This window comes from Klebsiella sp. JB_Kp031, assembly GCF_040064295.1.
Taxonomy (GTDB): domain Bacteria; phylum Pseudomonadota; class Gammaproteobacteria; order Enterobacterales; family Enterobacteriaceae; genus Klebsiella; species Klebsiella quasipneumoniae.
Genome location: NZ_JBEAJW010000022.1, coordinates 1 through 22,702 on the forward strand (window position 1 = coordinate 1; position 22,702 = coordinate 22,702).

The 22,702-nt window shown below is 61.6% G+C and carries 19 protein-coding genes and 3 pseudogenes; 17 read left to right on the forward strand and 5 right to left on the reverse strand.

The features are described from left to right. From ABLV64_RS07245 to ABLV64_RS07275, 7 genes and pseudogenes are all read left to right on the forward strand, one after another. Positions 1 to 224 (forward strand): annotated as a pseudogene (locus tag ABLV64_RS07245) (LysR family transcriptional regulator); the annotation flags it as partial. A gap of 144 nt (positions 225 to 368) precedes the next feature. After that, positions 369 to 1,464 (forward strand): annotated as a pseudogene (locus tag ABLV64_RS07250) (LLM class flavin-dependent oxidoreductase). Continuing rightward, a complete protein-coding gene (locus ABLV64_RS07255) occupies positions 1,451 to 2,602 on the forward strand; it encodes an acyl-CoA dehydrogenase family protein (RefSeq protein WP_348843207.1) in 1,152 nt (383 codons plus the stop codon). The pseudogene ABLV64_RS07250 and the gene ABLV64_RS07255 overlap by 14 nt, the downstream one beginning before the upstream one ends. A gap of 5 nt (positions 2,603 to 2,607) precedes the next feature. Further along, positions 2,608 to 3,582, forward strand: a complete 975-nt coding sequence (locus tag ABLV64_RS07260; RefSeq protein WP_004203042.1) for an ABC transporter substrate-binding protein — start codon at positions 2,608 to 2,610, stop codon at positions 3,580 to 3,582. After that, positions 3,579 to 4,616, forward strand: coding sequence for an ABC transporter substrate-binding protein (locus ABLV64_RS07265; protein WP_348843209.1), 1,038 nt, complete (start codon positions 3,579 to 3,581; stop codon positions 4,614 to 4,616). Before ABLV64_RS07260 ends, ABLV64_RS07265 begins: the two co-directional genes overlap by 4 nt. Then, positions 4,597 to 5,592, forward strand: coding sequence for an ABC transporter permease subunit (locus tag ABLV64_RS07270; RefSeq protein WP_053810247.1), 996 nt, complete (start codon positions 4,597 to 4,599; stop codon positions 5,590 to 5,592). Before ABLV64_RS07265 ends, ABLV64_RS07270 begins: the two co-directional genes overlap by 20 nt. After that, positions 5,586 to 6,374 (forward strand): ATP-binding cassette domain-containing protein, encoded by a 789-nt coding sequence (locus ABLV64_RS07275; RefSeq protein ID WP_230128242.1) that lies wholly within the window; start codon positions 5,586 to 5,588, stop codon positions 6,372 to 6,374. Before ABLV64_RS07270 ends, ABLV64_RS07275 begins: the two co-directional genes overlap by 7 nt. Positions 6,375 to 6,516: 142 nt before the next feature. Here ABLV64_RS07275 and ABLV64_RS07280 read toward each other — a convergent pair whose 3' ends face one another. Beyond that, positions 6,517 to 8,589, reverse strand: coding sequence for a TonB-dependent siderophore receptor (locus tag ABLV64_RS07280; protein WP_348843253.1), 2,073 nt, complete (start codon positions 8,587 to 8,589; stop codon positions 6,517 to 6,519). 505 nt (positions 8,590 to 9,094) lie between these two features. Here ABLV64_RS07280 and ABLV64_RS07285 point away from each other — a divergent pair. From ABLV64_RS07285 to ABLV64_RS07325, 9 genes and pseudogenes are all read left to right on the forward strand, one after another. Next, on the forward strand, positions 9,095 to 9,916 hold the full coding sequence (locus ABLV64_RS07285) for an ABC transporter ATP-binding protein (RefSeq protein ID WP_004203036.1): 822 nt from the start codon (positions 9,095 to 9,097) through the stop codon (positions 9,914 to 9,916). Then, on the forward strand, positions 9,913 to 10,938 hold the full coding sequence (locus ABLV64_RS07290; RefSeq protein WP_244344310.1) for an iron ABC transporter permease: 1,026 nt from the start codon (positions 9,913 to 9,915) through the stop codon (positions 10,936 to 10,938). The genes ABLV64_RS07285 and ABLV64_RS07290 overlap by 4 nt, the downstream gene beginning before the upstream one ends. After that, entirely contained in the window at positions 10,935 to 11,987 is a 1,053-nt protein-coding gene (locus tag ABLV64_RS07295; RefSeq protein ID WP_060655985.1) for an iron ABC transporter permease, read from the forward strand. Before ABLV64_RS07290 ends, ABLV64_RS07295 begins: the two co-directional genes overlap by 4 nt. Continuing rightward, entirely contained in the window at positions 11,977 to 12,954 is a 978-nt protein-coding gene (locus tag ABLV64_RS07300) for an ABC transporter substrate-binding protein (RefSeq protein WP_074194065.1), read from the forward strand. Before ABLV64_RS07295 ends, ABLV64_RS07300 begins: the two co-directional genes overlap by 11 nt. Next, positions 12,920 to 13,853: pseudogene (locus tag ABLV64_RS07305) on the forward strand (MurR/RpiR family transcriptional regulator). Before ABLV64_RS07300 ends, ABLV64_RS07305 begins: the two are co-directional and overlap by 35 nt. A 92-nt stretch (positions 13,854 to 13,945) precedes the next feature. Continuing rightward, entirely contained in the window at positions 13,946 to 14,713 is a 768-nt protein-coding gene (locus ABLV64_RS07310) for a basic amino acid ABC transporter substrate-binding protein (RefSeq protein WP_004203029.1), read from the forward strand. 63 nt (positions 14,714 to 14,776) lie between these two features. Beyond that, positions 14,777 to 15,541: an amino acid ABC transporter permease gene (locus ABLV64_RS07315; RefSeq protein ID WP_004151161.1), complete on the forward strand. Its 765-nt coding sequence runs from the start codon at positions 14,777 to 14,779 to the stop codon at positions 15,539 to 15,541. Further along, the gene (locus tag ABLV64_RS07320; protein WP_002908374.1) at positions 15,528 to 16,250 is read left to right on the forward strand and encodes an amino acid ABC transporter ATP-binding protein; all 723 of its coding nucleotides are present in this window, start codon (positions 15,528 to 15,530) and stop codon (positions 16,248 to 16,250) included. The genes ABLV64_RS07315 and ABLV64_RS07320 overlap by 14 nt, the downstream gene beginning before the upstream one ends. Before the next feature lie 299 nt (positions 16,251 to 16,549). Continuing rightward, positions 16,550 to 17,137: a DUF1062 domain-containing protein gene (locus tag ABLV64_RS07325; protein WP_025999180.1), complete on the forward strand. Its 588-nt coding sequence runs from the start codon at positions 16,550 to 16,552 to the stop codon at positions 17,135 to 17,137. A 129-nt stretch (positions 17,138 to 17,266) separates the two neighbouring features. Here ABLV64_RS07325 and ABLV64_RS07330 read toward each other — a convergent pair whose 3' ends face one another. The 4 genes from ABLV64_RS07330 to ABLV64_RS07345 all read right to left on the reverse strand — a co-directional run bounded on the left by ABLV64_RS07330 (position 17,267) and on the right by ABLV64_RS07345 (position 21,240). Further along, entirely contained in the window at positions 17,267 to 17,659 is a 393-nt protein-coding gene (locus ABLV64_RS07330; protein WP_348843212.1) for a VOC family protein, read from the reverse strand. A gap of 36 nt (positions 17,660 to 17,695) precedes the next feature. Then, on the reverse strand, positions 17,696 to 18,928 hold the full coding sequence (locus ABLV64_RS07335) for a multidrug efflux MFS transporter MdtM (RefSeq protein WP_065904627.1): 1,233 nt from the start codon (positions 18,926 to 18,928) through the stop codon (positions 17,696 to 17,698). Between the two features lie 562 nt (positions 18,929 to 19,490). Further along, a complete protein-coding gene (locus ABLV64_RS07340; protein ID WP_017899595.1) occupies positions 19,491 to 19,925 on the reverse strand; it encodes a VOC family protein in 435 nt (144 codons plus the stop codon). 115 nt (positions 19,926 to 20,040) lie between these two features. Beyond that, positions 20,041 to 21,240, reverse strand: a complete 1,200-nt coding sequence (locus ABLV64_RS07345; RefSeq protein WP_316937544.1) for an MFS transporter — start codon at positions 21,238 to 21,240, stop codon at positions 20,041 to 20,043. Between the two features lie 296 nt (positions 21,241 to 21,536). Here ABLV64_RS07345 and ABLV64_RS07350 point away from each other — a divergent pair, with 296 nt between their 5' ends. Next, positions 21,537 to 22,694 carry a M20 aminoacylase family protein gene (locus tag ABLV64_RS07350; RefSeq protein WP_348843213.1) on the forward strand — a complete coding sequence of 386 codons (1,158 nt, stop codon included), beginning with the start codon at positions 21,537 to 21,539 and terminating at the stop codon, positions 22,692 to 22,694. Positions 22,695 to 22,702 lie beyond the last annotated feature (8 nt).

Consider the following 22,702-nt stretch of genomic DNA (forward strand, 5'->3'; position numbering starts at 1 on the left):
CAAGAATTTGCACCGGGACCATCATCGCCGGGGGGGGGGGGGGGGGCCCCGGGGGGGCGCGGGCGGCCCGCCGGGGGCGGGACGAGATCGAGGTCGTCAACCTCAGCGATTTTCAGCCTGCGGTGTCGCTGTGGCTGATCCACGCTCAGTATCTGGCCAACCTGCAGTCGCCGCTGATCTTTTTCGCCAGCAAAGTGGTGCAGCAGCTGACAGTATCTGACTGAAAACACTATTCATTTTCTATTAATGCAAGACTTGCATATTAAGATATGCTAAAAATGCATTTTGTTCATTAACACACTCTGTATAGGGTAATGACCAGCGCCGCCGTCGCGGCCACTCCATTACCCTGACGCAAGGAGTTGTTCATGAGCATTCAGTTTCTTGGCATGATTGGCCACCGCCTTTCTTCCGAAACGATTGCCCCGGTGGGGCCGATCTTTGACCGCGACTATATTGTTCGCTTCGCGCAAACCCATGAAGCCGCCGGGTTCGATCGCCTGCTGGTGGGTCACTGGTCCGATCAACCCGACGGCTTTCTGGTAACCGCCCTGGCCGGACTGTCGACGCAGAAAATTCAGTACCTGCTGGCCCATCGCCCCGGTTTTGTCTCGCCGACCCTCGCCGCGCGCAAATTCGCCACCCTTGAGCATCTGCTGGGGGGCCGGCTGGCAGTGCATATCATCAGCGGCGGCAATGACGCCGAGCAGCGCCGGGACGGCGATTACCTCGACCACGACCAGCGCTATGCCCGCACCGACGCCTTCCTCGACGTGGTGCGCCAAGTGTGGACCAGCGAGCAGCCTGTCGATATTCACAACGATTTTTATCAGGCCGAACAGGCCTGGTCAGCTATTCGTCCGCTGCAAAAGCCGCATCTTCCCATCTACTTCGGCGGTTCGTCGGCAGCGGCCATCGCCGTCGCCGGCAAACATGCCGACGTCTTCGCCCTGTGGGGCGAGTCGCTGGCGCAAACCGGCGAGACCATCCAGCGCGTGCGCGCCGAAGCGGCGAAACACCAGCGTGACATCGGTTTCAGCGTCTCGTTCCGGCCGATTATCGCCGACAGCGAAGCCGAGGCCTGGGAGAAAGCTGAGCATATCCTGCATGTCGCCACCGAGCAGGCGGCGCAGCGCGGGGGCGGTTTCAAGGCCAAACCGGACAGCATCGGCGCCCAGCGGCTGCGGGCCACCGCCGCGCAGGGCAGAGTGGTGGACAAACGCCTGTGGACCGGCATCGCCCAGCTTGTGGGCGGCGGGCATAACTCAACCGCCCTGGTGGGTACTCCGGAGCAGGTGGCCGATGCGCTGCTCGATTACTACGACCTCGGGGTGCGCAACTTCCTGATCCGCGGATTCGACCCGCTGAACGATGCGGCAGACTACGGCCGGGCGCTGTTGCCGATCGCTCGGGAAAAAGCCGCGCGGCGTGCGGCGGCGGAGCGCGCATCGTGATCCATCCTGAGCGCGACGACTGGGCGCAGCAGCTAACGGCGGTACGCCAACAGATGGCGGAGCAGGCGGCCAGCCTCGACGCCAGCGGCGACTTTCCCTGGCGCAATATCGACCACCTGCGCGCGGGGGGCTGGTTAAGCCTCGCCGTGCCGCGTGCTTACGGCGGCGCGGGCGCCAGCCTGGCCCAGCTGCAGCAGGCCATCGCCGCCATCGCCTGGGGTGAGCCGGCGACGGCGCTGATCGTCTGCATGCAGTATCTGCACCATTTGCGGCTGGCGGAAAACGACGCCTGGCACGCGCCGCTGCGCCAGCAGGTTTTTCACGACGCCGTCGAACGCGGTGGCCTGATCAACAGCCTGCGCGTTGAGCCGGAGCTGGGTTCCCCGGCGCGCGGCGGCCTGCCGGACACCGTGGCGAGCCGCTGCGCGGACGGCTGGGACATCAACGGTCATAAAATCTATACCACCGGCATTGAAGGGCTACGCTGGCTGGCGGTATGGGCGAGAAGCGATGATAACCCGCCGCGGGTGGGCACCTGGCTGGTGCCTGGCGACAGCGCCGGGATTAGCGTGGTGAAAAGCTGGGATCACGCCGGGATGCGGGCCACCGGCAGCCATGAGGTGATTTTTCGCCACGTGCGGGTGGCGGCAGAGCACGCGGTGGATGTCTGGCCGGTCGATGCACCACCCTCTGCCCAGGCGGAACCGTTGCGCCTGTTCGCCAACCGGCAGACGGCGCTGCTGGCGGCGATCTATGACAGCATCGCCCGCGCCGCTCACGACTGGCTGGTGAGGTGGCTGACGGGGCGGGTGCCCGCGGGCCTCGGCCATCCGCTTTCCCGCCTGCCGCGGGTGCAGGAGAAGGTCGGGCAGATCGCCGGGCTGCTGCTGGTGAACCGCAGTCTGCTGGAGCAGGCCGCCGCACTGCGCTTTTCCGCCATCGAGGCCAATCTGGCGAAAGTCACTATTACCGACAACGCCATTCAGGCGGTGAATATCGCGCTCGAGCTGACCGGCAATCATGGCCTCAGCCGACAGAGCCCGCTGGAACGCCACTACCGCAATGTGCTCTGCGGCCGGGTGCATACCCCGCAGAGCGACAGCGCCTGGCTGGCAGCCGGCCACTTCGTCTTTCAATCACAAGGATAATCACGATGCGTCTATCATTCTCAGGCCGGGTGGCGGCAGCGCTGATGCTGCTGGCGCTGGGCGGTTACGCGACGGCGCAGGAGCGGCTTACCCTGCGCATCGCCGATCAAAAAGGCGGCATGCGTTCGCAGCTGGAGGCGGCCAACGCCCTGCAAAACCTCCCCTATGACATTAAGTGGGCTGAATTCCCGGCCGCCGCGCCGCTGGCGGAAGCCCTTAACGCGGGCGCAGTGGACGCGGGGATCATCGGCGATGCGCCGCTGCTCTTCGCCCTGGCTAACGGCGCGCCGGTGAAAGCGATTGCCGTGGACAAAAGCAATCCGGCGGGGACCGCGGTGCTGGTTTCCCCCGGCAGCGCGATAAAAACCGCCGCCGGGTTAAAAGGCAAGCGCATTGCCACCGGCAAAGGGTCGATTGGTCATTTCGTGGCGCTGAAAGCGCTCGAGCAGGCGGGCATCTCGCCGAAGGAGGTGCAGTGGGTGTTCCTCGGCCCGGTGGACGCCAAAGTGGCGCTGCTTAACGGTTCGGTGGACGCCTGGGCGACCTGGGAACCCTACACCACCCAGATGGTGAAGACCAACGAGGGGCAGATCCTGGTGAGCGGCAAAGGGCTGCTGCCGGGGAATACCTTCCTTGCGGCAACGGATTCCGCGCTTAACGATCCGCAAAAGCGCGCCGCGCTGCAGGATTATCTCCAGCGCCTGGCCGGCGCCGAGCGCTGGGCCTACGCCAATCTCGACAGCTACGGCAAAACGCTGGGGGAGATCATCCGCTTCCCGGCGGAGATCGCCCGCGCGCAGTTTGCCAACCGCCAGTCGCAGTGGCAACCGCTGGCAGAGGAAACCGTGACCCAACAGCAGGCGACGGCGGACTTTTATCTCGCCAACGGCCTGATCCGCACCCGGCTGGACGTGAAGCCGACCTTTGACCCCAGCTTTAGCGTGCCCGCCGCGCCGGCCCACGCGGAGGTGACGCCATGAGCCGAACCGCTTTTTCCCGCCGCCGTTTTTTACAGCTTAGCGGCGGCCTGGCGCTGGCCGGGGTTTCTCTGCCGCTGTGGGCTCACGATATGGCGGAGATGGCCAGCGGCGATGCCCATCCGGCGCTGCGCCTGCCAGAGCCGTACAAGATCAAGCTGGCGATCAACAAAAGCGCGGTATGCCTCGCGCCGGTCGCCGTCGCCGAGCAGCAGAAGATTTTCAGTAAATATAACCTCGACGTTGAGTTTGTTAACTTCGGTAACTCCACCGATGTGCTGCTGGAGGCGATCGCCACCGGCAAGGCCGACGCCGGGGTGGGAATGGCGCTTCGCTGGCTGAAGGCGCTGGAGCAGGGTTTTGACGTCAAGCTCACCGCCGGTACCCACGGCGGCTGTCTGAACCTGCTGACGGCCAAAGACTCGCCGTTCGGCGGCCTCGAGAGCCTGAAGGGACAAACCATCGGCGTCACCGACATGGCCGGGCCGGATAAAAACTTCTTCGCCATTCTGCTTAAGCGCCACGGTATCGACCCGATCAGCGACGTGCAGTGGAAAGTCTACCCGGCGGATCTGCTCAGCGTGGCGCTGGACAAGCGCGAAATCGCCGCCATCAGCGGCAGCGAGCCGTTCAGCTATCGGCTGCTGGAGACCGGCAAGTATCAGCTTGTCGCCAGCAATATGACCGGAGATTATGCCAACCTCAGCTGCTGCGTGCTGGGGGTGAGCGGGAGCCTGGCGCGGGACCATAAACCGGCCGCCGCGGCGCTCACTCAGGCGATCCTTGAAGCGCACAGCTATGCCGCAGAACACCCGGAAAGCGTGGCGCAATCCTTCCTTGCCCATGCGCTCAATACCAATGAAGCGGAGGTGAGCGGCATTCTGCACGGGCAGGGGCACGGCCACCACGCGGTGGGTGAGGCGTTCGTGAAAGAGCTGACGCAGTACGCGGTCGACCTGCAGCGGGTGCAGGTGATCAAACCGGGCACCGATCCCCATCAGTTTGCGGAGAGTATCTATGCCAACGTCTTCGCCTGAGCAGGTTCTGGCGCGCCCCACCGTCCGCGCGCCGCTGTGGGGAGAAGGGCTGCTGGCCGCCGCGCTGTGGCTGCTGGGCGGTCTGTTTACTCTGACCTGGCCCGATGCCGGGCGGCGCTGGCCGTTTAGCGAGGGCTGGGCGCTGGCGCAGTTCACCTTCGGCGGCGGCTTGCTGCTGCTGGCGCTGAGCTATCGCTACTGGCGAGCGCGCGGCGCGCGCGTGCGGCATGCCGGCAAGTGGCTGGCGCTGCTGCCGGTGCTGTTCGCTGCCTGGGAAGGGCTGACCGCCAAGAGCGGCGTGCTGCCGGTGCCGTTTTTCGCGCCGCCGCAGGCGCTGATCGAGGTGCTGCATGATGACTGGCCGCGCCTGCTCGACAGCCTGTTGCACTCCCTGGGGCTGCTGGGGCTCGGCGTGCTGCTCGGCACCAGCAGCGGGTTCATCACCGGGCTGGCCATTGGCTGGTCGCAACGGATTGGCTACTGGGTCCATCCGGTGTTACGCCTGCTGGGGCCGGTGCCGTCTACCGCGCTGCTGCCGCTGTGCCTGTTTATTTTTCCGTCAAGCTTCGGCGCCAGTGTGTTTTTGATTGCGCTGAGCACCTGGTTCCCGGTCACGGTGCTGACCTGGTCCGGGGTCATTGGCATTGACAAGGCATGGTACGACGTGGCGCGGACCCTCGGCGCCAGCCAGCGTTTCCTGATCCTGCGGGTGGCGATCCCCGCCGCGCTGCCGAACGTCTTTGTCGGCCTGTTTATGGGGCTTGGCGCGTCGTTTTCGGTGCTGATTGTGGCTGAAATGGTCGGGGTGAAGTCGGGGATCGGCTTTTACCTCCAGTGGGCCCAGGGCTGGGCGGCCTATCCCAATATGTACGCCGCGCTGCTGGTGATGGCCTTGCTGTGCTCCGGCCTGATTAGCGGATTATTTATGCTGCGCGATAAGCTGCTGAGCTGGCAGCGGGGAGGGATGCAATGGTAACCGCGACGTCAGGTTCGCAGACGATAGCGCGCGGCGCGGCGGTATCGATAAGCCATCTTCATCACGCGTTTACGCTCGGCAAACAGGCGGTGCCGGTGCTGGAGAATATCAGCCTGCAGCTGCGGCCGGGGAAAAGCGTGGCGCTGCTGGGTCCTTCCGGCTGCGGTAAATCCACCCTGCTGCGGCTGCTGGCCGGGCTGGAAGCGCCGCAGAGCGGACAGATGCAGTTCGACGGCGCGCCGCTCGGCGCTCCGGGGCCGGAGCGCATACTGGTGTTTCAGGATCCGACGCTCTATCCGTGGCTGACGGTGCGGCAGAACGTACTGCTGGGCCCGCAGGCGCAGGGCAAAAGGGGGCTGGAAGCCAAGGCCGACGCGCTGATTGACCGCATCGGGCTGCAGGCCTTCAGCGAGGCGTGGCCGCGGCAGCTGTCAGGGGGGATGGCGCAGCGCGCCGCGCTGGCGCGTGCGTTGTTGAACGAGCCGCGCCTGCTGCTGCTCGACGAACCGCTGGGCAAGCTGGACTCGCTGACCCGCATCAGTATGCAGCGGGAGCTGATCGCCCTCTGGCAGCAGCAGGGTTATACCAGCCTGCTGGTGACCCACGATATCGAAGAGGCGCTGCTGCTGTGCGAGCGGGTGCTGGTGATGTCGCCGCGTCCGGGGCGGATTATCGCCGAATTCGCGCTGCCGCTGGACTTTCCCCGCCATCGCGATAACCCGCAGCTGCTGCAGCATCGTCAGGATATATTGCGCATCCTCGGCCAGGAGGAGGACTGGTAAGGTGAACGTATTGCCCGGTGGCGGCTGCGCCTTACCGGGCCTACGAACTCCACAGGAAGGGGAAGGACCGCAGGCCATGCTGTTGTAGGCCGGTGCAAGCGCAGCGCCGCCCGGCAATCGACGTCCGGCGCCAGGGTAAGGGTTAAAAATCCATCTTCACCGTGAACTGCACCTCGCGCGGATCGCCAATCTGGTTACCGAGGTTATTGGTGCCGATGGAAGAGGTGTAATAGGTCTTATCAAACAGGTTCTTCACGTTCACCTGCAGCGTCACCGGATACTGCAGCTTCATCTTATAGGCGGCGAACACGTCTGCCACCGCATAGCCCGGCAGATAATAATCCGCGCCGTTGGTGCCGGAGCGCTTGCTGACCGCATGGCCGCCGCCGCCGATCGTCAGGGTGTTGCTGTTGTAGACGTTATGAATGTCATAGGTCAGGAACAGCGAACCGGTGTGCTTCGGTACGTTCGGCAGCGGTTTCCCGGCGTAATCCGGATCTTCCAGCACTTTGGCGTCGGTGTAGCCGTAGCTGGCGATCACGCTGAGGTTATCGGTGATGGACCCGGCCAGGTCCACTTCCACGCCCTGGGAACGCACCTTGCCCGCGGTTTTCGCCACCGTCTCATCACCAATACTCTCGGTGTACAGCACGTTGCGCTTATGGATATCAAACAGCGCGATATTGGCGGTAATGCCCTCCAGCAGGTCGAATTTGGCGCCCACTTCGTAGGCGGTGGACTCTTCCGGCGGCAGCTCGCCGATATAGCTGGCGATCGACGACTGCGGCATAAACGACTGGGCGACGTTGGCGAACAGCGACACGTTCGGCGTCACCTTGTAGACCAGGCCGGCTTTCGGCGTCCATTTCTCATCGCGGCTGTCGGTATTGACGTTAAACGGTCGGCCTTTACCGGCGTACTGGGTGTAGTACTGGTAGCGCACGCCGGCGACGGCGATCCAGTTGTCGGTCAGGTACAGCGCGTCCTGCACGTAAGCGGCATAGCTCTCCTGCTGGATACGCTGATCGCTGTCGGAGGCGGAGACGGTATTGCAGGTGTCGAGGGTGCCGTAGACCGGATGATAGATGTTAAAGCCTTTCACGTTCTTGCAGCGCAGCATATCGGTGCGCAGCAGATCGTAATTCTCATAGGCGACGCCGGTCAGCAGTTCGTTATAAAAACCGCCTACCACCACGTTGCCCTGCAGGTCGGCGCGGGTGGAGTGCATCTTCTGTGTGGAGCCATGGGTACCGTCGACCCGGCGGGTGAGGTTGCCGGTCGCCGAATCATAGGCCACCACCCGCGCCTGGTTATCGTTGTAATTATCCTGGCTGTAGCTGTAGTCGAAGCGCGCGGTCCAGGCGTCGTTAAGGCGATACTCGGCGTTAAGCTGAGCGAGATCGGAATAGCCATCGGTAATATTAAACGCTTCATCGAAGCGGGTTTTGCGATCGACGTTCACCGCATGCCCGGTATTCAGATCGAAGATAGTGCCGCGGTCGAAGGGGGCGCTGTAGTCGCGGTGCGAATAGGACGCGGTCACCGTCGCCCGGTCGCCAAACCAGGTCAGGGAAGGGGCGATAAAGCGGCTTTTGTTTTTACCAAAGTTGCGCCAGTAATCCTCATTCTGATATTCGCCGATCAGCCGGTACGCCAGATTCGTGCCTTCGATGGGACCGGTGACGTCGACGCTGCCGGTGCCGCCGCCGAAGCTGGTGGAGGTCCCGGAAACCGAACCGGAGAACTGCCGCTCCGGACGTTTGGTGATGACGTTGATCAGCCCGCCGGGATCGAGAATACCGTACAGCGTCGAGGCGGGTCCCTTCAGGACTTCCACCCGTTCGGTAGCGGCGTTAAAGCTGCGCGGCAGCACGGTGCGCAGGCCGTTGGTCATGATCGAGCCGTCGCGGTTAGCGCCGAAGCCGCGGCGGGTAAAAGCGTCCTGGGTGCCGCCAAGGGTGTTGGTCTGCACCACGTTGGCCACGTTATACAGCGCCTCATCGAGCGAGGTGGCGTGCTGATCTTCGAGAACCCGATCGCTGACGGTATTCACCACCTGCGGAATATCCAGCAGCGGCATTGAGGTCAACGTCGCGGTAGAGGAGCTGAGCGGTTGATAGCCGCTGGTGGCGCTCTGCCGGGCGTCGTTGGCCACCACGATGATGGTCTCTTCCGCATCGTTGTTATCTTTCGCCGCGTGATTTTCCGCGGCCATTAATCCCGGTGAGGCTAAAAAAAGAAGCGAAAAAAGCGCCCGCCCTTGCAACGAGGTGAAGGCGACATGGGGTTGAGTCATTATCTTTTTCTCGTGAACGAATCTGCCTTTGCGGTCAGATAAAGCCAATAAAATCATTGCCCTGAATAATAAAAACACGTGGTTTAGCGTCTGAACGCGCCTTTATATGTGTAATTGAGAATCATTCAACCATGAAGGAATGTAGTAGTAAACGTTATGCAAGATAAAATTTCAGCGGCGAGGAACAGGACGTTTTAAACGCCTCCAGTAGGGAGCATTATGTAGTTATCTCTTTGATATTATTTTATTTAAATTATTTTGCGTTGGCGCAGCCTCGCTGTAGTCAGCGTCCCCGCAGGAAGACAATGGCGACTATTGACTACTACATTCATCCCCGTCATGATCAAAAGAGAATGAGATTTATTTTGATTTGACTGCAGAATGTCCAGCCATCGCCTGGAACGCTGCGGCGCAGGAGCGAGTTATGCCACAGCGGGTGACACCTGCAGAGCAGGGGATCGTACTGGATGCCCTGTCAGCCGGCTACGGCCAGACCCTGATCGTTGACGACATCAACCTGACCATCCCCAGCGGCAAAATGACGGTGCTGGCAGGGGCGAACGGCTCCGGCAAATCAACGCTGTTGTCGACTATCGCCAGGATGCTGAAGCCGCTCGGCGGCTGCGTGCGTCTGGACGGGCAAGCCATTCATCAGATGCCGACGAAGGCCGTCTCGCGCCAGCTCGGGATCCTGCCGCAATCGCCGCTGACCCCGGAAGGGTTAACGGTTTTCGAGCTGGTCTCGCGTGGGCGCTATCCGTGGCAGGGTCTGATGCGCCAGTGGTCAGACGCCGATGAGCTGGCGGTGGAGGAGGCGCTGCGCTTAACGGGCACCCGCGAGTTCGCTCATCTGCCGGTGGACAGCCTCTCCGGCGGCCAGCGTCAGCGCTGCTGGATCGCCATGGCGCTGGCCCAGCAAACGGCCACCATTTTGCTCGATGAGCCGACCACCTGGCTCGATCTGCGCTATCAGGTCGATATCCTCGAGCTGCTCCAGACCCTGACCCGCGAACATGGCCGCACGGTGGTGACGGTGCTCCATGACCTCAACTTTGCCGTGAACTACGCCGATCTGCTGGTGTTTCTCAAACAGGGGCGCATCGCCGGTACGATTAGCGACAACGAAGTCTGTAGCCCTGAGCTGATTAAACGCGTGTTTGACGTGGACGTGCAGATGTCGATTAACCCGCAAACCGGCAAACCCTTCTTTATGCCGTTTCGCGCCCGCCAGGCGGCGGCGCAATGAGCGTGACTATCCAGCATTCCGCGCGGCGGCGCGCCCGTCCCCGGCTGGCGCTGCTCCTGCTTACGCTGCTGCTTATCGCCGGTTCGCTGGTGCATCTTGGCCTGGGCGCCCGCTGGATCGCCCCGCAGACGGTGCTGCAGGCGCTGCTGGAGTACAATCCTCGCAATTTCGAGCAGCGGATTATCGTCGAACTGCGCCTGGTGCGGCTGGCGGCGGCGCTGCTGACCGGCGCGGCGCTCGGCGTCGCCGGGCTGCTGCTGCAGACGGTGATCCGCAACCCGCTGGGCGAGCCGCATATCCTCGGCCTTAACGCCGGCGCGTCGCTGGCAGTGGTGGCGACCTCCGCGCTGGGGCTCTCTCTCGGCGCTTTCCCCGCCGCGCGGCCGCTGACCGCCGCCTGCGGCGCGGCACTGCTGTTCGGCGGGGTGATGGTGCTGGCCTCTGCCGGTCGCGGCGGAGCGACGCCGCTGCGCATCACGCTGTGCGGGGTAGCGCTGTCGGCGTTTGCGTCGGCGGTGACGGCGGCGATATTAATTCTCGATGAACAAACGCTGCTGGCGATGCGCACCTGGCTGGCGGGCGATCTGGCCGGGCTGAACTGGAGCACGCTGTGGACGGCGCTGGTCCCGGCGCTGATCGGCCTTGGCGTCGCGCTGTTCCTTGCCCCGCGCCTTAACGTGCTGGCTCTGGGGGATAAGGTGGCGCTGGGCCTCGGCGTGAACCTCGTCCAGACGCGGCTGCTGGGCCTGCTGGCGATTGCGCTGCTCTGCGGCGCGGCGGTGGCGGTGGCCGGACCGATCGGCTTCGTCGGGCTGGTGGTGCCGCACGTGGTGCGCCGTCTGGTGACGGAAGATATCCGCCTGGCGCTGCCCCTGGCGGCGCCGGTAGGGGCGCTGGTGCTGCTCCTGGCAGATATCGCCGCCCGGACGCTGGTCGCGCCGCAGGAGCTGGCCACCGGGGCGATGACCGCCCTGGTGGGCGCACCGCTGTTTATCTTTATCGCCGCGAGGTTTTTTAAATGACGCGCGCCGTTCACCGGGCCGGTTTTCGGCCGCTGCTTTTCGCTTCCCGCCAGCTGCTGCTGCGCCCGGCGGCGCTGAAAATTGCCGCCTTTATGCTGCTGATGCTGCTGGCGCTCGGGCTGTACAGCCTCAGCCGCGGCAGCTATCCGCTGCCCGCATCGACGCTGGCGCAGGCCCTGCTGGCGCCACAGGAGATGGGCGAGCAGCCGCGCTTTATTCTGTTTGATATCCGCCTGCCGCGGATCCTGATGGCGCTGCTGTGCGGGGCCATGCTGGGGCTGGCCGGCGCGGCGATGCAGAGTATCACCCGCAACGGGCTGGCCGACCCGGGGCTGATCGGCGTTAAAGAGGGGGCCAGCATCGTGGTCCTGGCGCTGGTGCTGTTTTTCCCGGCGGTAGGCCTGGTCTGGCGGCCGCTGGCGGGGATGGTCGGCGGCGTGGCGGTGGCCCTGCTGGTCCTGACGCTGGCCCGCGACTGCTCGCGGCCGCGCTTTATTTTAATTGGCATCGGCGTCTCCTGGACCCTGGCGGCGGCGGTCGGCATCTTTATGACCACCGCCGACGTACGCGACGTGCAGACGGCGATGATCTGGCTGGCGGGCAGCCTGCAGGCCGCCACCTGGCCGCTGCTGGCGGTGGCCTTTTGCTGGGCGCTGCCCGGGGCCATCATCCTGTTCTGTACCGCCCGGGCGGCGGACGCGGCGCTGCTGGGCGACCGAACCGCCATCGGCCTCGGGGTGCGTCTGCAGCAGTTGACTCTGCTGCGCTTTTTCGCCCCGGTGCTGCTGACCTCGGCCAGCGTCTCCTGCGTCGGCAGCCTGGGCTTTGTGGGCCTGATGGCGCCGCATATGGCGCGTTTCGTGCTGCGCGGCGGCCAGGTCTCGCTGCTGAGCGGCAGCGCCCTGATTGGCGCCTTGCTGGTGCTGGCGACCGATACCCTTGGCCGGTTGGCGTTTGCGCCGCTGCAGATCCCGGCGGGGATTGTGATTGCCCTGGTGGGCTGCCCGTTCTTTGTTGTCTTGCTCTGGCGTCGCCGTGATGCCCTTTAATCAGGAAGGTATTATGCGTTGGTTCGTCTCATTGCTGCTGTTGCTGACGGGGGCCGTCAGCGCCGCCGACCCACATACTCAAACTTTTACCGATGATTTAGGCCGCACGGTCACCGTCCCGCTGCATCCGCAGCGCATTGTTTCGATGCACGATCTCGATATTACTATTCCGCTGATTGAGCTCGGGGTACCACCGATCGCCAGCCACGGCCGCACGCGCCCGGACGGCAGCCACTATCTGCGCTCCAGCGCCCAGCTCACCGGTGTCGATTTCGATAACAGCGATATCCGCTTTATTGGCACCGCCGATATCGATCTGGAAGCGGTGGCTGCCGTCAGGCCGGATCTGATCATCACCGAGCCCAGTCGCCACGTGTCGGTGGAGCAGCTGGAGAAGATTGCCCCGACGGTGAGTATCGACCATCTGCAGGGCAGCGCCCCGGATATTTACCGCAAGCTGGCCCAGCTGACCAGCACCCAGCCGCGGCTGGCGATCCTTGAGCGCCGTTATCAGGAACAAATCAAGCAGCTGAAAGCGATGGTCAACCCTTCTCAGTACACCGTCTCGGTGATCCAGGCGAACAATGGCAAGGTCACGGTGCATCATTCGTATCATGCCCTGGGCCGGGTGCTGCGCGACGCCGGGTTCCGCTTTCCGCCGCTGATTGAGCGGATCCCCGATGGCCAGCGTATTGACGTCAGCGCGGAACAGCTGCCGGAGCTGGACGCCGATTTTGTCTTCGCCACCTGGCGGTCGGATACCGGCGGCAAGCCACAGGATGAGCTGCAGGCGATGGAAGCGGTGATGCCCGGCTGGTGCGACTTTATGCGCGCCTGCCGCACCGGGCACTATATTTTACTGCCGCGGGAGGAGGTGATCTCCAACTCCTACGCCGCGCTCTCCCTGATGGTGGCCCAGGTGCAGTCGCATATTGCCGGCAGGCCGCTCCCGGCGGAGGCCAAATGAAAAGCGCGATAAAAAAAGAGAAGGGCAAAGTCGACCTGTTCGGCGAACGCTATCGCGCCCGGGCGCACCAGTTTTCCCCCCGGCTACGGGCCGTGGTCAGCTATATCAACGACAACCGCGAGGTGGTGCTGGAGCAGACGGCGATGGAGATCGCCGCTGCGACCCAGACCTCCGACGCCACGGTGGTCCGCGCCATCCAGGCGCTGGGCTTCGCCGGGCTGCGCGAGCTTAAGCAGACCATGGAGCGCTGGTTCGGCACCTCGGTCACCTCGGCGGAAAAGATGCGCTCCACGGTCACCGCGCTCTCCAGCGACGTCAATTCCAGTATTGATTTTGTGCTGGAAGGCCATCAACGGGTTTGCGAGGTCCTGTCGCGGGCCGACAACCGCGCGGCGGTGGCTCAGGCGGTGGCATTGCTCAGCGACGCACGCCAGGTGGGGATCTTCGGTATCGGCGCCTCGGGGATCCTCGCCGAGTACACCGCCCGGCTGTTCAGCCGCATTGGCCTGCCGGCGTATGTGATGAACCGCACGGGTTTCAGCCTCGCCGAGCAGCTCATCGGCCTGCAGCGCGGCGATGTGCTGATCATGATGGGGCAAAAATCGCCCCATCGTGAGGGGATGACCACCCTGCGCGAGGCGAAGCGCTTGGGTATTCCGACCATCCTGCTGACCCAGGCGGTGGACTCGCGCTTCAGCCAGGAGGCGCAGGTGGTGATTGACGTCCCGCGCGGCGGGGACAGTAGCCGGATGCCGCTGCACGGCACGGTGCTGGTGTGTCTGGAGATGATTGTTCTGTCGGTGGCCTCCACCACGCCACAAAAAACGGTGAAATCCCTGAAGCGAATCAACGACCTGCACCGGGCCATTGGTAAATCCGGCGGTAAACGCGGCAGTTGATAAGATAATTCACCAGCGGGAAGGTTTCCGGTTGCATATAAAAGTCAGTGTGTGTATTTTTATGCAAAATAAATGCATAAAAAGGAAATCTCATGGTCAAGAATTTGCTCAAAGCGTGTTTCATGATGGCCGCGCTGACGGCAGCCGGACAGGCGGCTGCGGAAACCTATACCGTCGGCTCCGGCGGCACCTACCGGCCGTTTGAATTTGAAAACAGCCAGAAACAGCTGGAAGGTTTCGACATCGACATCATTAAAGCCATCGCCAAAGCTGAAGGCTTTGACGTCAAGCTGGTCAATACCCCATGGGAAGGCATCTTCGCCACGCTGAACACCGGCGACCGCGACATCATCATCTCCGGGATCACCATCACCGATAAACGCAAACAGATGGTCGATTTCTCCGCGCCGTACTTCCCGGCCGAGCAGTCGATCGTCGTCGCCCAGGACTCGAAGGTGGATTCGCTGGCGGCCCTGAAAAACGAGAAGGTCGGGGTGGTGAACTCCAGCACCGGCGATATCGTGGTTTCTGAGGTGCTGGGCAAGAACAGCACGGCGATCAAGCGCTTCGACAATACCCCGCTGATGCTCCAGGAGCTGTTCGAGGACGGCGTCAGCGCCGCGGTGGGTGACGTCGGGGTGGTGAAGTACTACATCAAACAGCACCCGGAGAAGCAGTTCAAGCTGGTGCCGGATGCCAAATTTGAACGTCAGTATTTCGGTATCGCGGTGGCGAAAGGCAACAGCGAACTGCTGGGCAAAATCAACGCCGGTCTGCAGAAGATCGTTGCCGACGGGACTTACGCCAAAATCTATAAAACCTGGTTCGACGACAACGTGCCGACGCTGCCAGCGCAATAAGCCACCTTTTTCAGTGACCACGGCTATCGCCCAGGCGATAGCCGTATTTTTTAGGGAAGGACTATGACGGGATTCCGTTGGGAGATCATCGAGGAGTACGGCCCGCTGTTTGTGGACGGCGCCCTGATGACGATTAAATGTACCATTATCTGCGTGATCCTCGGGACGCTGTGGGGGTTAACCCTCGGTCTCGGACGGATGGCGAAGGCCGAGCACGGGCCGTGGAAATATATTCTCCGCTACCTGGTGCAGTTTCCGGTGCGCTTTTACGTTAGCGCCTTCCGCGGTACGCCGCTGTTCGTGCAGATCATGGTGGTGCACTTTGCGCTGGTGCCGCTATTTATCAACCCGCGCGACGGCCTGCTGGTGACCAGCGGCCTGATGAGCGCCGACTTTGCCCGCGAGCTGCGTGCCAGCTACGGGGCGTTCCTCTCCTGCATCGTGGCGATCACCCTTAACGCCGGGGCCTATGTGTCGGAGATTTTCCGCGCCGGCATCCAGTCGATCGACAAAGGGCAGATGGAGGCCTCCCGCGCGCTGGGCATGCCGTGGTGGAAAACCATGCGCAAGGTTATCCTGCCCCAGGCGTTTCGCCGCATTCTGCCACCGCTGGGCAACAACGCCATCGCCATTGTTAAAGACTCGTCGCTGGCCTCGGCGATTGGCCTGGCCGATCTGGCCTACGCCGCGCGTACCGTCTCCGGCGCCTACGCCACCTACTGGGAACCCTACCTGACCATCTCCCTGGTCTACTGGGTGATCACCTTCCTGCTGGCGCAGCTGGTTAACCGTCTGGAAAAGAGGTTTGGCAAAAGTGATTCACATTAATAATTTACATAAGCGCTTCGGCGACAGCCACGTGCTGCGCGGCATCAGCTGCGATATTAAACCGCAGGAAGTGGTGTGCATCATCGGCCCGTCCGGCTCGGGGAAAAGTACCTTCCTGCGCTGTATGAACGCCCTTGAGACGGTCAGCGAAGGCGAGGTGGTGGTCAACGGCTTTGCCGCTCACGACCGCACTACCGACCTCAACAAGATGCGCGAAAGCGTTGGCATGGTGTTCCAGCGCTTTAACCTGTTCCCGCATATGACGGTGCTGGAAAACCTGATTATGGCGCCGATGAATCTGCGCAATATGCCGCGCCAGCAGGCGGTCGACCTGGCGGAAGCCTTGCTGGCGAAGGTGGGCTTAAGCGATAAGCGCGACGCCTGGCCCTCGAGCCTGTCCGGCGGCCAGCAGCAGCGGGTAGCCATCGCCCGCGCGCTGGCGATGAAGCCGTCGATTATGCTGTTTGATGAGCCCACTTCGGCGCTGGATCCGGAGCTGGTGGGCGACGTGCTGGAGGTAATGAAAAACCTCGCCAGCGAGGGGATGACCATGGTGATCGTGACCCACGAAATGGGCTTTGCCCGCGAAGTGGCCGACCGGGTGATCTTCATCGACCAGGGCGTGATTCAGGAAGAGGGCAAGCCGGGGCAGATCTTTAGCGCACCGAGCAACCCACGCACCGCCGCGTTCCTCAGCAAGGTGCTGTAAACCGGGCGGGCTGGCGCCAGGCCAGCCCGCTGAGTGTTGTCAAATATATTGATGATGTTTTTCATCATCAGTATAAACATTGACTGAACTCATATATCCCGCGATAACCCCTTTGTTAATCTCCGGGTATCGCTTTGGGCTTCTCCAGGAATATAACGTTGGAAATCTTTTTTTAACCCACTGAAAAATAGCGACTAACTATTTTTCATACGCCAAAAATCATGGTCCGTTAATGACGGACGCGGTTTCGTATGGGTTAAAAAAGGTACGTTATGACAGTTACATGGACGGTCACGCCCGTGGGGTATCAGCACATTGCCAAACGCTGCCCCGCCTGCAATGTAAAACGCGACTTCGCACCTTCCGGCGCCATCCGGGTGAATTCGCAAAAGAAGCTGCTGGATATCTGGAGCATCTATAAATGCACGCACTGCGATTACACGTGGAATATCGCCCTGTTTTCCAGGCTGCACGTCAGCAAGATAAACCGTAAACTGCTTCAGCGCTTGATGCAGAACGATGCAGCTATGGTTCACTATTATGCCGCTGACCTCGCGACGCTGAAGCGCAACCGCGCCGAGCCGTCGGGGCAACCTGATTTTCGTATTCATGAGCAATGGTCGGTGACGCTGATGGCGTGCCCGCGGATAACGGTGCGCGTCAGAGTCAGTCGGCCATTTCGCATCAGCCTGCTATCAATACTGAAAAAACAGCTCAAGCTGAGTACGGCTGAAATCCGGTGGTTGGTCGCGACAGGGCATATCGAGGGTATTCCACTAAAACAGCTCAAGACGAAAAAGCTGAAGGCGATGGAATATCATTTTCAGCTGGCGGCGGAAACGCTGTATGCGCGACGCCGGATTACGTTATCACTTCGCGGTAGATAACTCGTCGGGGAGAGAAGTCGTAGCGCTTTAACCGCGGTTTTTCGTTATTCTCAATGAAATCAGGACGGCGAAGTCGGCCGTCCTGAATGACGCATTACTGCCTGAAAAAGGCACTTCCTCAGCAGCCATTCAAGCTGCCGACGCATAATAAACAAACGCCAGTTTATTGCCGTCGGGATCGCGGACGTAGGCGCTGTGAAAGCCGTTGCCATATTGTGGGCGGTGACCGGGAGCGCCTTCGTCACGTCCGCCGAGTTGCAGGGCGAGGGCATGCAGTTCCGCAATATGTTCGACGGAGCGGGCGTTAAGCGCCACCATCGTTCCATTGCCCACCCCGGCAGGCTGCTGGTCAAAAGGAACGCCCACGCACAGCCCACAGGTGTGGTTGCCGTTGAAGGTGCCCCAGGACGCCCCCTGTTCGTTACGGCCGGCTTTGGGGTGCCCCAGCAATGCCATTAACGGGTCATAGAACTCGATGGCGAGTGGTAGATCGTTCGTTCCCAGCATCATGTATGAAAACATAGTGTTCTCCTGTTGTGGGCAAAAAGGTGTAAACCTTCAGGCTGGCTGAAGGAGATGTTGTTGACGGAGTTTTAACAAGCGCGAGACCAGCATGATGACGACGATTCCCGCTATCAGCGCCAGGCAGTGAAAAGGTATTCTGCCGCCAGCATGGAAGTAAACCCAGCGCGCTACTTCCACCGAGGCTGCCATAAAACTGAGCGCCACAATGTTGATGGTGGCTGAAACCGTCCCTTTCGGCAGGGAGTGGGAAAAAAGCGCAAAACGGAATAATACGGGGAACAACAGGCCTGTTCCGAGGGCATAGAGACTTGTCCCTGAAACGGACCACCACCAGGTATGGGGCCACGCAATATTTCCCACCAGTAATACCAACAACCCGGTCAGCTGTATCGGGATAGTGCGCCAGATAAAGCGGGGAGAAGTCGGATCCTTGATAAAACGGGCCACGATGATACTGGCAATAATAACGCCGCTAAAGACAGGCACCTGGGTCCAGGCATAGGCGCCGCGCGACATCCCGCCGTCATCGATCAGGATCACCGGAGAGAGTGCTACCCAGGTGATTATCGGCAGGTTACTGAATGACAACGCCAGCGCGCCAATCAGCACTACCGGCTGTTTAAAGGCGCGGACAAAATCGGAAAATACCTCTTCCGGACGAAACCCCCGGCCCTGAGGGGTGACCGTCTCTGGCATGTTAAAAATCAGTAACGCCCAGGCCAGTAAGCTCATTGCGCCGATGATCGCAAACAATAACTTCCAGTGCAGGAAATTCATCAGGCCAGCGCCCGCCAGGGGCCCGATTACCGGCGCCAGCAAAACGATGGATGTCAGCGCCGCCATAATGCGGATAGACTCTTTTTCATCAAAAGCCTCCTGGATGGAGACATAGCCGACTGTCGAAATGAAGCAGATACTGGTTCCCTGGATAAAGCGGGCGATAAGATATTGATCAATCGAAGTGACAAAGATCATGCTGAAGCAGGCCAAAGCAAAGATGATGGCTCCGGTCAGTAGTACGGGGCGGCGACCGATGCGGTCGGAGAGCGGCCCCAGCAGCCACTGTAATGCCAGCCCCCCGGCTAAATAGAGACTGACAGAAGCCGGGGCTAACGCAACATCAGCCTCAAATTCCCGGATGATGTGGATAATACCAGGTTGAATGAGATCGGTAGTCAGATAAGCAGAAAAATCATAGATAACCATCGCCAGCGGAAACAACAAGATTCTGCTAAAACGGATATGCGGTTCCAACGCTAATTTCATACGCGAAGACTCCCTGGTCGGTGACGGTTTCCCTGGTATCGGGGCCTGGTTGATGTGGATCCCTTGCGGCTGTCGTCACAGGCTGGCCGGGGAATGACAAACCGAAAGATAAAATTCGCCTGGCGACGGTCATTGGGTACGGCAACGCAACGGCATGCAGAGGGAGTGATCGAGCATGGCAGAGGGATAACGCACCGGGTGAACTGGCTGGGGGTGACGTTTCTTATGCGAGGGAGGGGGCTCGCTGCCATCGCGTGGATGTGGAGCGTTTGTCCGCAGGGGACGAGAATGAATAAAGTCGCTTGCTCCTGAGGGAAAACATTCATACCGGGAAACCTGTATCATCATGGGCAAAATAGGCGAACATTCGCCAGTGTCCGCATTCGATTTCAGCGCAGTGATAATCAGTCCGGCCAGTCATGGTCGGAAGTCTGATTATCAGATGATTAGGTTTTCCAGCATCGACGCCTCAGCTATGGGTATGAATTATTCATTAAGGAAATGATAACACCCACATTTATTATGGGAATCGCGTAGGTAAGAAAATGTGACTTTCGCCCGCTTACTGCGTGAAGCTGATCGCAACAGACCCGGCGCTGCGCTCAGCCTCGCCATGGTAGACCGCCTCAATATTATTCCCCTGCGGATCCAGCACAAAAGCGGCATAGTAACCAGGATGATAGTGTCGTTCGCCAGGCGCGCCGTTATCGCGGCCGCCATGGGTCAGCGCCGCATGGTAAAAAGCGTCCACCCTGTCACGATCTCTGGCCTGGAACGCCAGGTGGTGGCGTCCTGTCAGTTTCCCGGCAGCCTCCGGGCTGTGGCGTGAGGCCACCACCAGTTCGTCGGCCAGCAAGTAGTCATTAGCGGTGGTAATAACCGGGATCTCCAGCGCCGACAGTACGGCAGTATAGAAGTCTTTGCTTGCCTCAAAGTCTTCGACCACCAGCAGGATATGATCGATCAATCTGCCACGATGTAACGTCATGCTTTCCATGGAATTTCCTCTCGGCAGGGGGCCGGCAATGGTTATAGCAGTGAGCCAGCAGGAACAGGATACCCTCAGGTAAGGGCCATAAAAAAAGGGCTGGCGCCAGGCCAGCCCGTCAGGACTACTGCGCGGACTCCGTCGCTTCGTCCATGTCGTCTTCCTGCTCGCTGGCGAGCAGGGTTTTCTCGTTTTTGCACAGACACTGAATCAGCAGGAACAGCACGCCGCTGGCCACCAGGGTGGCGATCAGGCCATCGTAGCCGGTGATGCCGATCAGCATGCCGCTGACTACCGGCCCGGCGACGCTGCCGGCGGACCAGAAAAAGCCGAACAGGGCGTTAATCATAATCAGCTTCTGTCCGCTGAAGGTTTTCCCCGCTCGCACCAGCGACAGGGTATAAAGCGCCCCCGCCGCGGCGCCCAGCAGCAGGCAAATGGCCATCAGCTGAATGCGCGAACCGAGCATCAGCGGCAGGGCCAGCAGCGACAGGCTGAAAACCACCGCGCAGGCCAGATGCACGCGGCGAATGCCGACACGGTCGGCCAGCCAGCCGAGCGGGGTCTGGAACATCGCATCCCCGGTAAGTACCACGGTCACCAGCAGCACCGCCATTCCTTCATTAAGCCCTTTATCCATACCGTACAGTGGCAGCAGGGCGAGGATGCTGGCGTCGAAGAAAGCGAAGCAGAAGACTCCGGAGGCCAGTACCGGCAGGAAGGCGCCGAGGCTGCGCCAGCTGGCGCGCTCCCCAAGGCTTTCGCGGGTGCCGGTGGGCAGATGGCGCAGCATCAGCAGGCAGACGGCGGTGACCGCGACGATCGCCATCAGCGCCGAGGCCTGCCAGGTGGGGCCGACGGAGATCAGCAGCGGCCCGGCCAGCTGGCAGCCGGTAAAGGCCGAGGCGTAGATACCGGTGAGGGTGGCGCGCTGGCTGCCTGCCGCGCCGCCGGTGATCCAGCTTTCACCGAGGACGATAATGACCCCGGAGGCCAGGCCGGTCAACAGGCGCGGCAGCAGAAGCAGCGTCATATCGGTGGTCATGCATGAGGCGATGGTCGCCAGCGCCAGCAGGATCAAACTGCCGCTCAGCAGCACGCCCATCTCAACGCGCCGGCACAGCGCAGGAGAGAGGAAAGAGGAGATCATCATGCCGGCGGGCGGCAGGGCGGCCAGCAGGCCGACATACAGCGGCGCGATCTGCTGCTGCGCCAGCTCAAGACTGATTAACGGCACCGTATAGCCGGTGATAAATCCCACGAGCGACGCGGCCATGATCATCGCCAGCGTGGGAGCAAGACGATTCTGGTCTGGGTTAAACATTTTATTTCCGATGACGGAGAGGTCAGTAGTGGATCCTTCGGCAAATTGCCGTCCTGAGCTGCATAATAATTAATCGCCTGGCCGTTGTCACCGTTGAAATCACTACCAAAAAAGGACCGCCGGGCGACGGCAGGCCTGTACGCCGCGCCGCCGCCGCATTTCGTGACGTTGTCAGCGTGTTAACGACAGGATATAACGGAGGGAGCGGCAGCGACCCGACGCCGGTGAGCGACGGGTAAAAACGCAACGCATGACCAAATTATTCAGCATTACGCTATGCAGGAAAGGAGTAATACATGGCCGTATCGCCGTCACTGATCGCCGAAGCCACAGGCTGGCGACGTGAGTTTCACGCCGCGCCTGAGCTCGGATATCAGGAGCAGGAGACCTCGCGCCGCGTCGCCGAGCTGCTGGCCTCGTTTGGCCTGCAGGTTCAGCGCGGGCTGGCCGGCACCGGCGTCGTGGCGACGCTGGAAAACGGCCCCGGGCCGGTCATCGGCCTGCGCGCCGATATGGACGCCCTGCCGATCACCGAGCTGGGGAGCGTCAGCTACCGTTCGCGCCGCGCCGGGGTCATGCACGCCTGCGGCCACGATGGCCACACCGCGATGCTGCTGGCGGCCGCCGCCCATCTGGCGCAGACCCGTCAGTTCAGCGGCACCGTCCACTTTGTTTTCCAGCCAGCGGAAGAGAACCTCGGCGGCGCGCGCAAAATGGTGGAGGAGGGATTATTCGAACGCTTCCCGATGGATGCGATTTACGCGCTACATAACTGGCCGGGGATCCCGCTTGGCGAAGTGGCGCTCAGCGATGGCGCGATGATGGCCTCCCTCGACGCCTTCGAGATCACCCTGCGCGGCAAAAGCTGCCATGCGGCGATGCCGGAGAGCGGGGCCGATCCGATCGTCGCTGCGGCGCAGCTGATTATGGCGCTGCAGACCATTCCTTCCCGCCGCCTGTCGCCACAGGATTCGGCGGTGGTCAGCATCACCCAGATAAACGGCGGCGAGGCGATCAACGTCCTGCCGGACACCGTGGTGCTGCGCGGCACCTTCCGCTGCCTGAGCAATCGCGTTCGCGCCCGCGTGCGGGAGCTTATCGAAAGCTATGTGGCGACCCAGCCACAGGTGTCCGATGTGCAGGGCGAGATTAGCTGGTTTCCGGGGTATCCGGTGACCAAAAACCATGCGCCGCAGGCGCAGCTGCTGCGCGAGGTGGCGGTCGCCACCCTTGGCGCGGAGGCGGTGCGCTGGAACCAGGCGCCGTCGATGGCCTCTGAGGATTTCGCCTGCATGCTGGAGGCCTGTCCGGGGGCCTATTTCTGGATCGGCACCGATGGCGAAACGCCGTCGAAGCCGCTGCATAACGCCAGCTATGACTTTAACGATGCGCTGATTAGCCACGGGGTGGCGATGTGGGTGGCGCTGGTGGAGAAACAGCTGCCGGCGGCGTAACCCACCGG